Genomic DNA, 13,596 nt, shown 5'->3' with positions numbered 1-13,596 from the left:
GTCCGCACATGGATGTGCGGGGTTGCGCACAAGGACGTGCGATCCATAACTGGCGACCCCGACACGATTCGAACGTGTGACCTTCCCCTTAGGAGGGGGATGCTCTATCCAGCTGAGCTACGGGGCCGTGCAATGAAATCAATCGTTTGCGTGGCTGGGCCACCCCGGTCGCAAGCGCTGCGCCGGATCCGGCGAGGCGGCCTGGGCCGGCGTATCGATCCGCCGATTGTACTCGGCCAACTGCGAGCGCCGCCATGTCAGAGTTCCGCGCGGACGCGCGCGCGCCTCACCGCGCCCTCACATCGGTCTCCCATAGCCTGACCGCCATGGCGAGGAACGGACCGCATCGGCAGAAACTGCGCTTGCGCTGCGGTCGCCTTATCGCCGTGTTTCCGACATGGACCAGGAGTTTGCATATGCGTATCGATCCCCGCAGCCGTCGATGGCTGCTCCAGGCCGGCGTCGCGGCCGGCTTGCTGTTCGGCGCCGGCGGCGCCTTCGCCCAGGCCGATGCCCAGGTCTACGAATCGGCCATCGCCGAAGCCGCGCGCCTGTGCCCGGGCCATTCCAAGGAACGCACCACGCCCGGCGTGCGCGCGGTTCCGGTGGGCGCCTTGCGGGTGCTGGCCCAGCGTGGCTACACGATGTGCCCGGATCGGCGCCTGGACGCCGCCACCCCGGCGGTCTGGTACGGCGCCGCCGGCGTGTTCGCCTGGAACCCCGACGCCAAGGGCGCGGCCAAGCTGATCGCGGCCAAGGTCGATGCGATGACCCGCAAGGAGGAGTTCCCGGAGCAGACCCTGGTCTGGAAGGCCGACGGCAGCGTGGCCACCGGCGCGACCGTGCCCATGTTCGAGCGCCGGCCACGTCCGGCCGGGGCCTCGTACTGAGCCTGCTTTTCGTTTGAGCGCGCGGCCGCCGCGGCGGTCCGCCGACTCCGCCCGGAGCAGACCGGGACGGATGGAGTCCCGGCGCGCGACCGGCACGGCCGCGCGCGCCGCCCCGTGGCCGCCGAACCCGTGGCCGCCCGCGGGCACCGGCGCCCCTACGGCGCGGGCCGGCTACCCCGCGACCGCCGTTGGCGTACTCAAATGCGCCGTTAGGCGGGAGACAGGGGCGCAAGGCCGCCGGTTTCGCCGGGCCGGCGCCAGCGATATCCAGCGGCCGGTTCCGGGCCTGGGGCGGCGCAGCCGGGACAGCGGTCCAGAGGCTGAATTTCCGGATTTCACCGGGACTCGCGCCGGCCCCAGCCTGCGGCCGCGCGACCACTAAGCGCCGCCGCGGCGACGCGCGCTTGCCGTCCCCAAGCCTTGCCCCCTGGCCGCGGGGGCCGGCCGGCTACCTGCTTCCGGGGATTGCCCCGGCCTGGGCGACGTGCAATCGTTGCCTGGGGAAATTGTGCGCTCTGTCACGCAGTAAAGCGTGCCTAGTTCACACACATTTGCGGATGCGAACGCCGTTATCCGTATCAGGGGGCTGTATGAATCGTTGCAAGGGCAAGGCGAATAACGCCGGCGTGCCGGTGTCCGCATGCGTGCGTCCGCTCCGGCGGATCGCGCGCAGATCCATGGCGCTGTGGGGGGCGGTGCTGCTGACCGGTCTGGGCCTGGTCGGCCCGGCGCAGGCGCAAAGCTGCGCGGTGGGGGAGACGCCGGCGGCTTTCGGTTTCACCGGCGGCGAGCAGACCGTCAGCGTACCGGCCGGCGTGCATTCGCTGACGGTCTACCTGAGCGGCGCGCAAGGCGGCGCCGGTCGCAGCGGCGCCGGCACCATCGCCGGCAGCCCGAATTCTCCGGGCGGCACCGGCGGCCTGGGCGGACGCGTGCGCGGCACCCTGGCGGTCACGCCGGGCGCGACGTTGTCGATCTGGGTCGGTGGGCAGGGCTCGCAGGCGGTCAACCCCGGCGGCGTCGGCCAGGGCATCGACGGTACGGGCGGCGGCGCCACCGATCTGCGCGTGGGCGGCAACGGCATCGGCAACCGGGTCGGCATCGCCGGCGGCGGCGGCGGCGGCGGCAACGCGGGCTGGAGCGACAACGACGTCCTCGCCGGCGGCGCCGGCGGTGTTGGCGGCGGCGGCGTCGGCGGCGTGGGCGCGAGCGTGCCAGGCCCCCTCGGACCGAACGGCGGCGGTGGCGGCTCGGTCGGTATCGGCGGTGCGGGCGGCGGCGGTTGCGGCAGCTACCCGGCGACCGCGGGCAACGCGGCCAACGGCAATGGTGGCGACTCCTTCAATTTCTCTGGTTCCTTCGCCGGTGCCGGCTACGGCGGCGGCGGTGGCGGTGGCGCCACGGTGGGCGCGGGCGGCGGCGGTGCCGGCGTGGGCACGGCCACCTGCCAGTACAACTGGAACGGCGGCGGCGGTGGCGGTGGCGGCGGCAGTTCCGGCGCCAGCGGCCTGAGCGCGGTCACCATCAACAACGGCGTGCAGGCCGGCAACGGCGCGGCGCTGATCTGCTTCGCTCAGAGCACGTTCGCCGTCGGCGGCGCCGCCAGCGGCCAGACCGGCGCGGTGACCTTGCAGCTCAACGCCACCAATCCGGTCAGCAGCCAACAGGTCGTGGTGGCGCAGGCCGCCAGCAGCTATGTCTTCCCGACCCGTTTGCCTCTCGGCGCGAACTGGAACATCAGCGTGCTGTCGCTGCCGGCCGGGCAGTTGTGCAGCGTCACCCCGAGCAGCGGCAACGCGATCGGCGCGGACGTGAGCAACGCGGCGCTGGTCTGCACCACGGTGACGACGACGGTCGCGCCGGCGACCTTGCCCAATCCGGTTTACAACGTCGCGTACTCGCAAACCATCACCGCCAGCAGCGCCAACGGCGGCACGGCGCCTTACACGTTCTCGTTGAGCGCCGGGGCCTTGCCTGCTGGGCTGAGCTTGAGCGCGGCGGGCGCGCTGTCCGGTACGCCGACCGCCGCGGGCACCTACAACTTCACGGTCCAGGCCACGTCCAGCAACGGCTTCAGCGGCACCCGCGCGTACAGCCTGACGGTGGCCACGGTCGCGCAGGCGATCACGGCGTTCGCCGCCAACCCCGCCGCGCCGACGTATACGCCGGGCGGCACGTTCACGGTTTCGGCCAGCGGCGGCGCCTCGGGCAATCCGATCGTGTTCGCCAGCACCACGCCGGCGGTGTGTACCGTGGCCGGCAGCACGGTGACGGTGCAGAGCGCGGGCAACTGCGCGCTGACCGCCAACCAGGCCGGCAACGCCAACTACAGCGCGGCGCCGCAAGTCGCTTTGAACGTGAACATCGCGGCGGCGACGCAGACCATCACCGGCTTCGCCGCCAACCCGGCCGCGCCGACGTACGCGCCGGGCGGCACCTTCGCGGTTTCGGCCAGCGGCGGCGCCTCCGGCAATCCGATCGTGTTCGCCAGTACCACGCCGGCGGTATGCACGGTGGCTGGCGGCACGGTGACGATGCAGAGCGCGGGCAACTGCGCGCTGACCGCCAACCAGGCCGGCAACGTCAACTACAGCGCGGCGCCGCAAGTCGCTTTGAACGTGAACATCGCGGCGGCGACGCAGATCATCACCAACTTCGCCGCCAACCCGGCTGCGCCGACGTATGCGCCGGGTGGCACGTTCACGGTCTCCGCCAACGGCGGTTCCTCGACCAGCCCGGTGGTGTTCGCCAGCACCACGCCGGCGGTGTGCACGGTCAGCGGCAGCACGGTCAACATGCTCGGCGGCGGTAGCTGCGCGCTCACCGCCAATCAGGCCGGCGACGCCAACTACAGCGCCGCGCCGCAGGTCGGCTTGAACGTGACGATCGCGGCGGCGACCCAGGCCATCACCGGCTTCACCGCCAATCCGGCCGCGCCGGTGTACGCGCCCAACGGCAGCTTCGCGGTCTCGGCCAGCGGCGGCGGCTCGGGCAATCCGGTGGTGTTCGCCAGCTCCACGCCTGCGGTATGCAGCATCGCCGGCAGCACCGCGACCATGCTGGCCGCGGGCACTTGCACGCTCACCGCCGACCAGGCCGGCAACGCCAGCTATAGCGCCGCGCCGCAGGTCAGCCTGAACGTGACGATCGCGGCGGCCCCGCAAACCATCACCGGTTTCGCCGCCAATCCGGCCGCACCGGTGTACGCGCCCAACGGCAGCTTTTCGATCTCCGCCAGCGGCGGCGGCTCGGGCAATCCGGTGGTGTTCGCCAGCACCTCGCCGGCGGTGTGCAGCGTCGCCGGCAGCGTGGTGACCATGCTGGCCGCGGGCAACTGCGCGCTGACCGCCAACCAGGCCGGCAACGGCAGCTACAACGCGGCCGCGCAGGTCGCGCTCAACGTCACCATCGGCGCGGCCATGCCCAGCCTGAGCTGGATCGGCAACGTGGTGAAGACCGTGGGCGAGCCCGCGTTCGACCTGCCCAATCCGACCAGCAGCAACCCCAGCGGCGCCTTCACCTTCACCAGCAGCAACACCGCGGTGGCCACCGTGAGCGGACGCCGGGTGACCATCGTCGGTCCCGGCACGGCTACCCTGGTCGCGACCCAGGCGGCGACGGCGAACTACCTGCAGGCCTCGGTCAGCACCGGGCTGGCGGTCACCGCGCGTCCCGATCCGACCCGCGATCCGGGCGTGGTCGGTCTGCTGCAGGCGCAGGTCGATACCAGCCTGCGCTTCGCGATGGCGCAGCAGTCCAACATCCGCGATCGCCTGCGTCAGCTGCGCCACGGCAGCGGCAACCGTTCCAGCAACGGCATCAGCCTGAGCGTGGCCAGCGGCCGCAACAACAGCCTGACTCTGCCCGCGGCGCAGTTGGTGTCCGACGATGCCTTGCGCTTGCCGCCGGGTTGGGGCGTGTGGACCGCCGGCACCGTCACCGCCGGCGACCGCGAAGGCCGCAGCGGCAGCGAGGGTTATAACTTCCGCAGCGACGGCATCACGGTCGGCGCCGACTGGCGCATCAACGAGCAGTTCCTGTTCGGCGTGGCCGGCGGCTTCGCCTGGAACGACACCGACCTGACCCGCTCCAGCTCGCGCCTGGACGCCGATCAGCGTTCGCTGTCGGTGTACGGCCTGTGGCGCCACGGCGAGCACCTGTTCGTCGACGGCACCCTGGGTTGGGGCCGCCTGGGCTTCGACATCAAGCGCTGGAGCGATCCGGCGGGCGCGGCCGCCACCGCCGAACGCGACGGTAATCAGTCCTTCGGCGCCTTGACCGTCGGCTACGAGCGCACCGGCGATCGCACGAGCCTGACCGGCTACGGCCGCTTCGACGCCAGCCGCACGCGCCTGGATGCGTACCGCGAGTTCGGCCTGGGCATCTACGACCTGGCCTACGGTTCGCAGACCGTGAAGAACAACGGCCTGGCCGTGGGCCTGGAAGGCAGCTACCTGGTCCAGGGCGCGAACGGTGTGTTCCGCCCGTACTGGATGCTCGAGTACCGCGACGCGATCAGCAACAGCAGCGATGTCGATCTGAACTACGTGGTGATGCCGGTCGCCAACGACTACACCCTCGGCCTGCGCGGCTACGGCGACAACGCGCTGATGTACGGCGGCGGCGTGGACATGGACATCGCCGCCGGCTGGAAGCTGTCGCTGCTGCTGCGCCGCGAACATGCCTCGGGCATGGACGCCAGCACCAGCTTCGGCCTGCTGCTGTCGTTCAATCCGCGCGCGCAACCGATGTCGGCCTCGGCGCCGGACCTGGGCGAGGCCGCCCAGGCCACCGCCAAGACCGGCGACTGAGTCCGGCCACGGCCGGCGCCGCAGGGCGCCGGTCGGGGGCGGATCGTCATCGCTGCAGGCAACGGGCTCGCGGGCGGATGCGCCTTGCGGGCCCGCTGTTTTCGAGGCTCGCGATCAGACGACGACGGCCGGCTCGCCGGCCTCGGGCCCGGCTTCGGCCTCGCGCTGCTGCAGCATCCACATCTGCGCGTATACGCCGCCGCTGCGCAGCAGTTCGCCGTGTTCGCCGCGTTCGACGATGCGGCCGGCGTCCATCACCAGGATCTGGTCGGCGTCCATCACCGTCGACAGCCGGTGCGCGATCACCAGGGTGGTGCGGCCGACGCTGATCCGGTCCAGCTCGGCCTGGATCGCGCGTTCGGACTTGGAATCCAGCGCCGAGGTGGCCTCGTCGAAGATCAGGATCGACGGGTTCTTGAGCAGGGCGCGCGCGATCGCCACGCGCTGCTTCTCGCCGCCGGACAGTTTCAGGCCGCGCTCGCCGACCGGCGTGTCGTAGCCGTCGGGCAGGGCGGCGATGAAGTCGTGGATGTGGGCCGCGCGCGCGGCCGCCTCGACTTCCTCGCGTTCGGCTTCCGGCCGGCCGTAGCGGATGTTGTAGTAGATGCTGTCGTTGAACAGAACGGTGTCCTGCGGCACGATCGCGATCGCGCCGCGCAGCGAGGACTGGGTCAGCTCGCGCAGGTCGTGGCCGTCGATGCTGATGCGGCCGCTGTCGACGTCGTAGAAGCGGTACAGCAGGCGCGCCAGGGTCGACTTGCCCGAACCCGAATGCCCGACCACCGCGACGGTGCCGCCGGAGGCGATCTCGAAATCGATGCCGCGCAGGATCTCGCGGCGCGGGTCGTAGCCGAAGCGCACGTTCTCGAAACGCACCCGCGGCCGGCTCGGCGCCAGCGCCACCGCGTCGGGCGCGTCGCGGACATCGTGGCGCTCGTCGAGCAGGCCGAACAGCCGTTCCATGTTGGTCAACGACTGCTTCACCTCGCGGTACATCATGCCCAGCATGTTCAACGGCGCCGACAGCTGCAGCAGGTAGGCGTTGACCAGCACCAGATCGCCGACCGTGAGCTCGCCGGCGACCACGCCGCGCGCGGCCAGCCACATCATTGCGGTCACGCCGATGGCGACGATCGCGCTCTGGCCCAGGTTGAGGATGGCCAGGGTCTTGGTCGACTTGACCCGTGCGTTCTCCAGCGAGCGCAGGTTGTCGTCGTAGCGGGCCGCTTCGTGGGCCTCGTTGTTGAAGTACTTGACGGTCTCGTAGTTGAGCAGCGAATCCACCGCGCGCTCGTTGGCGCGGGTGTCGGCCTCGACCGCGGCGCGGTAGTAGCGCGTGCGCCATTCGGTGACCGCGAAGGTCCAGGCGCCGTAGGCGACCAGGGTGACCAGGGTCACGCAGGCGAAGCGCCAGTCGTAGGTCCACACCAGCACGGCGGTGACCAGGCTGACTTCCAGGATCACCGGTACGATCGAGTACAAGGTCCAGTCCAGCAGGTCGGTGATCGCGGTACCGCCGCGTTCGACGTCGCGGGCGACGCCGCCGGTGCGCCGGCCGAGGTGGAACTTCAGGCTCAGCCCGTGCAGATGGCGGAACACGCGCAGGGTGACCTCGCGCGAGGTCCGCGCCATCACCCGCGCGAACACGATCTGGCGCAGCTCGCCGAACAGGGTGGTGCCCACGCGCGCCGCGCCGTAGGCGACCAGCAGACCGACCGGCAGCACCAGCAGGCTGGGCGCGACGTTCAAGCCGTCGACGATGCGCTTGAGCACCATCGGCACGGCCAGGTTCAGCAGCTTGGCGGCCAGCACCATGCCCAGCGCGAGCAGGATCCGGCCCAGATAGGGGCGCAGGTAGGGCAGCAGTTCGGCGACGACCGAATAGTCGCCGCGCGAGCCGGCGGCGCGTGCGACCGGCACGACCTCCGTATCGACGGGGGCAGGGGTGTTCATGCGGGAACCGGAGGGGGAATGGCGACGAGGATAGGACCTCAAGGCCGCTTGAGGTCAAGTCGGCGGCGCGGCGCGCGGCGTGGCCGCCGGGCACCGCGGACGCCGACGCAGCCGGGGCCCGGGCCGAGGTCGCGGATCCTGGGCGCGGCGGCCGGCGTACTGTTTCACCCGCGCTGGGCAGGCGGTGCGACACGGCGCGTGCCGCCGCCCCGCGGCTAGCGCGCGCCCGCCGCTCGCAGCGGCGCCATCGGCCCCAGTTCGTCGGCCATCGCGCGCAGGGTTTCGATCGCCAGGCGCCGGCTCTCGTCGGCCACGCGCACGCGCCGGCGCCGGCCGTCGCTGATCACCGCCAGCCAGCCCTGCTGCTCCAGCTGGGCCACGTACTGCGAGGCCAGCGACACGCTGCAGCCGAGCAGGCTGGACAGGTCGCCGATGCTGAGCCCGGGCGCGCTGGCGGCGTAGAACAGGATCTGCCCGCGCTTGGGATTGCCGAAGGCGTCGGTCAGCGCCGAGGCCAGGGTCGCGGTGCGTTCGGTCGCGGCGGCGACGTGGGCGGTGATGCTGCGGCCGCGCGCGCCGTTGGAGCTCGCGGCGGTGTCGGGCAGGGCCCGCAGCGGCCAGGTGCCGGTCAGGTTCATCGCGGCAGCCACCGGCCGGCGAGGCTGCCCAGGCTGCGCGCCATCGATCGCCAGGAGTTCGCCGGCCCGACCACGCTGGGCTGCGGCAGCAGGGCGGCGAGCACGCGCTGGGCCTGGCGACCCTCGTCGACCGCACGCGCGAGCAGGCTGCGTTCGTAGGCGCCGATCGCGGCGGCGATCGAATCGCGGTGGCGCGGCGAGGTCAGGGCCTGGGCGAGCTCCAGCGCGTCCTGCAGTTCGCCGCACTTGCGGTCGCTCAGCAGCATCGGCGCCATCCGCGCGGACGCGCCCAGCAGGGTCATCGCGCCGCGCTCGGCCCAGGCGCGGTCGGGCGCGCTGGTCAGCAGGGCGCGCGCGGCGAAGCGCGGTTCGGCGGCGTCGATCAGGCGCAGGAACTTGGGGTCCCAATGCGCGAGCCGTTGCTTGAGCAGCCCGCGCGCCTGCGCCGAATCGTTCCAGTCCACGCCGCGCTGCGACCAGTCGCGCGGCACCCGCAGGGCGATGCGCAGATCCAGGCCGCGCAGACTGTTGCGCTGCGCGATCAGGGCCGCGTCGGGGTCGCGCACCGCCAGCCGGTCCTGGTCCAGCCACAGGGCGATCCGCGGCACGCGCAGTTCCGGCAAGGGCACCTGCGCCTCGACCAGGGTCAGGCCGCTGTAGCGCAGGCCGCTGGCGGTGGCGTAGGGGCGCAGCAGCGAGCAGGCGCCGTCGGCGCCGATCACCAGGTCGACGTTGCTGCGCGCGCCGTTGGCGAAGTTGAGGCGTTGACGGCCGTCCGCGGCGGCGGTCAGCGAGGTGAAGCGGCGGCCCCAGATCACGCTGCCGGGCTCCAGGCTGTTCAGCAGCAGATCGCGCAGCAGGCCGTACTCGATCCGCCATTGCGGCTGCGCGCGCGCGGGCAGGGCGCGGTCGCGCTGGCGCTGGCCCTGGGCGTCGACCAGGCGGGTGTAAGCGCGCTCGCGCTCGCAGCAGCGCTCGAACAGAGGGCCCAGATCGGCCGCGCGCAAGGCGTCGATCGCCGGTTCGCGGTCGATCGCCAGGCTGCGCCGGTACCAGGCCGGGTCGCTGGCGCTGCGCGCCTCGTGGACCTCCACCTCGACGCCCTGGCGCTGCAGCAGCCGTGCCAGGCACAGGCCGCCGAGGCTGGCGCCGATCACCGCGACCTTGCGCGCGCGCAGCGGGTGGCGAACATCGGCGGCGGCACGCGGCGCGGCGCGCGCGGAGGGCGGGGAGACGGCATCGGCCGGGACGGCGCGGCGCAGGGCGGGGGATAGCTGCAACGTCGAAGATGACATGCGCGGCATTCGGACCGTGGGGGCGGCGACCCCACGAATCCTAGGCAGCGCGAGGCCGCCGGCGATTTCGGCTATCCGTCGTTTTGTTTCACTGTGTTACAGAGCATGGGCCGCCACCCGCCTTCGGCTAACCTGCGCCCCATGGGATCCGCCTACGCCATCGCCGCCCCCACCGTCCTGGTCGTCGACGACGACGACACCATCCGTTCCATGCTGGCGCGCTTCCTCGGCGACCACGGCATGCGCGTGCTCGAGGCCGGCGACGGCGTCGGCATGGCCGAGCGCATGGCCGCCGAGCCGGTCAGCGTGGTCCTGCTGGACGTGATGATGCCCGGCGACGACGGCTTCACCCTGTGCCGCAAGCTGCGCAGCAACAGCCAGGTGCCGGTGATCCTGCTGACCGCCATGAACGGCGACACCGACCGCGTGGTCGGCCTGGAACTGGGCGCGGACGACTACATCGCCAAGCCCTTCAACCCGCGCGAACTGCTGGCGCGCATCCGCGCCCTGCTGCGCCGCGCCGACGCCGACTGGCGCGGCGCCGCGCGCGGCGGTTCCGAATACGCCTTCATGGGCTGGAAGCTCAACGCCCGCCACCGCAGCCTGGTCTCGCCGCAGGGCGCGCTCACCGACCTCACCAGCGGCGAGTTCGACCTGCTGCTGGCGTTCCTCGAGCACCCGCAGCGCGTGCTCTCGCGCGATCAGTTGATCGATCTGGTCAAGGGCCGCGTGCTCACGCCCTACGACCGCAGCATCGACGTCCAGATCAGCCGCCTGCGGCGCAAGATCGAAGACAGCCCGCAGCGTCCCAACCTGATCAAGACCGTGCGCAACGAGGGCTATATCTTCGCCGCCGACGTCAGCGTCGCCGGCGAGGCGCGAGCGCGATGAAAACGCGGTTGTCGCTGTCGCGGATGCGTCTGGCGCCGCGGATCGCGATCGTGGTGCTGTCGACCATGGCCATGACCCTGCTGATCGACATCGCGATCGGCATGGCGCTGCGCTCGACCGGGCCGACCCTGGTCGACGAGCAATCGCTGGTGCAGCAGGCGCTGGACGTGCGCACCCTGGTCGCCGGCCTGCCGCAGGCCCGGCGCGCGGCCGCGGCCGAGGAGGCCACGCGCCGGCGCAAGCTGGAATTCGCCCTGCTGCCGCCCAGCGACGACCGCCACGGCCCGCCGCTGTCGGGCCTGATCGAAAGCATGCGCCGGCGCCTGGTCGAAAGCCCGGACACCAGCGGCGGCGCCTACGCGGTGTCGATGAACGTGCTGCCCGACGAGCGCGGGCGCGGCGTGCGCCAAGTGACCGTGGTGGTGCCGCGCCTGGGCGCGGCGCGCGGCGAGATCCTGTCGGTGGCCGCGCGGCCCTTCGTCGGCGTGCCCAGGATCACGGCCCAGCCCAGCGCGGCGGTCGTCGCGCGCCTGCCGGCGATGGCGGAGCCGCCGGCAGCGGCAAGCGAGGCTTTGGCCACCGCGCCGATGCCGACCGCGGCACCGGACATGCTCGCGACCCAGGGCGTGGTCGCGCTGACGCCGGCCGTGGCCACCGGCGCAGACGATTCCTGGTCGGCGCCGCCGGCCGAGCCGCCGCAGATGCTGGCGATGCGCGGCCAATCGGGCGCGCCGCCGCCTTTGCTCGGCGCCGCGCACGGCGGCGCCGTGGCAGAGGCCGGGACCTCGCCCTGGGGACGGGTCGGCTGGATGCTGGGCGCGCGCATGGGGCCGGCGTTTCTGGAAGGGCTGCGCCCGGATGCGGTCCTGCCGCGCATGTCGGTCGCGATCGAGCTGCCCGACGGCTACTGGCTGCTCGCCAGCCCGGGTCGGCCGAGCCCGCGCTGGCTGCAGCATCTGTTCAAGCTCAGCGGCATGGCCCTGCTGATCGTCGCCGTCGCCGGCCTGTCGATGTGGACCGCGCGCAGTTTCCTGCAGCCGCTGACCAAACTGTCGCAGGCCGCCGAGCGCCTGGGGCGCGAGCGCGAGCCGACCCCGATCGAGGGCATGACCATCCCCGAGTACGCCGCGATCGCGCACAAGTTCAACGAGATGCAGGTGCGGCTCAAGCGCTTCGTCGACGACCGCACCCAGCAACTGGCCGCGATCTCGCACGACCTGCGCACGCCGCTCACGCGCATGCGCCTGTTCGCCGAATACGTCGACGATGCGCACCGCGACCGGTTGCTGGCCGAGATCGCGCAGATGGAAACCATGATCTCCGGCTGCCTGGCCTTCGCCGGCGAGGACGCCAGCCTGGAGCCGCACCAGAGCGTCGACCTGGCCTCGCTGCTGATCAGCCTGTGCGACGATGTCGCCGACGGTGGCGGCGACGCGCTCTACGACGGCCCCGATCATGCCTACCTGCCTTGCCAGCCGATCGCGATGCGGCGCGCCTTCGCCAACCTGATCGACAACGGCTGTCGCTATGGAGACCGCGTGCGGGTGTCGCTGCAGGAGACCGAACAGGCCCTGCGCGTGACCGTGATCGACGCCGGCCCCGGCATCCCGCCGGAACAGTATGAGCATGCGTTCGCGCCGTTCCGGCGCCTGGACGATGCGCGCGCGCGGCACGCGGGCGGTTCCGGCCTGGGCCTGTCGATCGCGCGCAGCGTGATCCGCGGCCACGGCGGAGACATCGCGCTCGCACCGGGCGTGCAGGGCGGCTTGCAAGTGCGCGTCGAGCTGCCCAAGCCGACCTGAACGCGACAAGGCGGGCGCGGCGCGAGTTTGCCGATCGTGCCTTCGCGACGTTCGCGATGTTGCGCGAACGTGTGCGCATTCCATACGCAACATAAACGCTGACGCGACCGTTCGAATCAGTTCGAAGCGTGAGCGCGTGCGCATCGCAACACTCGACCGCGTCGCAACACGACATCAGGACGGTACGCGCAACGGCGGCGCACTCGCCGCGAACGCGCCTACCAACGACGGGCCGGATCGCCCTCCACTCCACCGCAGGCGACCGTCGCCCGCGCCGTCGGCGCGCGCGCCGCGATGCCTTGCGCCTGGCGCCGCGCCGATGCGGCCAGGACCGACAGGGGCAGCGATGATGCAAAGCGAATACCACCATTACGGCAGCCGGGAAGGCTGGGAAAGCGTCGAAAGCGGACAGCTGATCGACAGCGACCGCGCGCCGTCCAACGACGGCTTCCAGCTCTATCTCGTGCGCGACTTCGGCAGCGTGCGCGTGTCCGGCACCTCGCCCTCGTACTGGCTGCAGCTGCGCGGGCGCTCGCGGATCGAGAGCCGCGAGGGTCGCTTCGCCCTCGGTCGCAACCAATGGATCGCGTTCGATCGCGACAGCGCGCCGCGTATCGACACCGAGCGCCGCGGCCTGGCGATCGGATTCAGCTGCAAGCCCTCGCTGATGCGCGAGATCGAGCGCCTCGCGCGCATCGACCTGATACCGGGCGAGGGCCGCGTCGACGCGGCGCAGCGACGCGCATTGGTGCGCCTGTGGCGGCGCAGCGCCAGCGCTTCCACCGCTCCGGGACTGCCGAACCAGCGCCTGGCCGCATTCCGCATGCTGTTGGCCTACGTGCACGAGACCCAGCACGAACTGGACGAACTGCTGGAGCGTTGCCCGGGCCGCCGCCGTGCGCGCCAGCGCCAGGTGCTGGGGCGTTTGCAGCGCGCGCGCCTGTACCTGCGCGGCAACGCCCATCGGGTGGTGCTGATGGACGAGCTGGCCCAGCTCACCAGTTTCTCGACCTGGTGGATCTCCAAGACCTTCCACGCCGTGTACGGCATCACCGTGCAGGCCGCGTGCGTGAATCAGCGCGTGCAACAGGCCTGCGAGCTGCTGCGCGAAAGCCGCCTTTCGATCGGCGAAGTCAGCCACGCCTGCGGTTTCGATTCGCCGTGCAGCTTCGCGCGCACCTTCCGTTCGCGCATGGGGTGCACCGCCAGCGAGTACCGCAGCCTGCAAGCCAGCGGCCACGAATCCGCAAGTCCCGCGCCCGCATTGCGCACCCAGCTCAGGCTCGCCGCGCCGTAGTTTGGCCTGCGTTTAACGC

The 13,596-nt window shown here is 71.8% G+C and carries 8 protein-coding genes and 1 tRNA gene; 5 read left to right on the top strand and 4 right to left on the bottom strand.

Annotated features, from left to right (window positions below):
* Positions 1-50 precede the first annotated feature (50 nt).
* Positions 51-127 (bottom strand) — tRNA-Arg (locus tag V1318_RS13765).
* A 289-nt stretch (positions 128-416) separates the two neighbouring features.
* Here V1318_RS13765 and V1318_RS13760 point away from each other — a divergent pair.
* Together V1318_RS13760 and V1318_RS13755 are read left to right on the top strand one after the other, a co-directional pair.
* A complete protein-coding gene (locus V1318_RS13760) occupies positions 417-890 on the top strand; it encodes a hypothetical protein (protein WP_332940264.1) in 474 nt (157 codons plus the stop codon).
* A 677-nt stretch (positions 891-1,567) separates the two neighbouring features.
* A complete protein-coding gene (locus V1318_RS13755) occupies positions 1,568-5,701 on the top strand; it encodes an autotransporter domain-containing protein (protein ID WP_332940263.1) in 4,134 nt (1,377 codons plus the stop codon).
* A gap of 114 nt (positions 5,702-5,815) precedes the next feature.
* Here V1318_RS13755 and V1318_RS13750 read toward each other — a convergent pair whose 3' ends face one another.
* The 3 genes from V1318_RS13750 to V1318_RS13740 all read right to left on the bottom strand — a co-directional run bounded on the left by V1318_RS13750 (position 5,816) and on the right by V1318_RS13740 (position 9,587).
* Positions 5,816-7,654 (bottom strand): ABC transporter ATP-binding protein/permease, encoded by a 1,839-nt coding sequence (locus V1318_RS13750; protein ID WP_332940262.1) that lies wholly within the window; start codon positions 7,652-7,654, stop codon positions 5,816-5,818.
* A gap of 215 nt (positions 7,655-7,869) precedes the next feature.
* A complete protein-coding gene (locus tag V1318_RS13745) occupies positions 7,870-8,292 on the bottom strand; it encodes a helix-turn-helix transcriptional regulator (protein ID WP_332940261.1) in 423 nt (140 codons plus the stop codon).
* Positions 8,289-9,587, bottom strand: a complete 1,299-nt coding sequence (locus V1318_RS13740) for an FAD-dependent monooxygenase (RefSeq protein WP_332940260.1) — start codon at positions 9,585-9,587, stop codon at positions 8,289-8,291. The genes V1318_RS13745 and V1318_RS13740 overlap by 4 nt, the downstream gene beginning before the upstream one ends.
* 141 nt (positions 9,588-9,728) lie before the next feature.
* Between V1318_RS13740 and V1318_RS13735 the strand changes: the two genes are divergently transcribed.
* The 3 genes from V1318_RS13735 (at position 9,729) to V1318_RS13725 (ending at position 13,577) form a co-directional block, all read left to right on the top strand.
* Positions 9,729-10,478, top strand: coding sequence for a response regulator (locus V1318_RS13735; protein ID WP_332940259.1), 750 nt, complete (start codon positions 9,729-9,731; stop codon positions 10,476-10,478).
* A complete protein-coding gene (locus V1318_RS13730) occupies positions 10,475-12,280 on the top strand; it encodes an ATP-binding protein (protein ID WP_332940258.1) in 1,806 nt (601 codons plus the stop codon). The genes V1318_RS13735 and V1318_RS13730 overlap by 4 nt, the downstream gene beginning before the upstream one ends.
* A gap of 346 nt (positions 12,281-12,626) precedes the next feature.
* On the top strand, positions 12,627-13,577 hold the full coding sequence (locus V1318_RS13725; protein WP_332940257.1) for a helix-turn-helix transcriptional regulator: 951 nt from the start codon (positions 12,627-12,629) through the stop codon (positions 13,575-13,577).
* The last annotated feature ends 19 nt before the right edge of the window (positions 13,578-13,596 follow it).

Origin of the sequence: Lysobacter sp. CCNWLW3 (assembly GCF_036697405.1) — a bacterium.
Taxonomy (GTDB): domain Bacteria; phylum Pseudomonadota; class Gammaproteobacteria; order Xanthomonadales; family Xanthomonadaceae; genus Lysobacter.
This window is presented reverse-complemented; position numbering and strand designations above follow the sequence as displayed.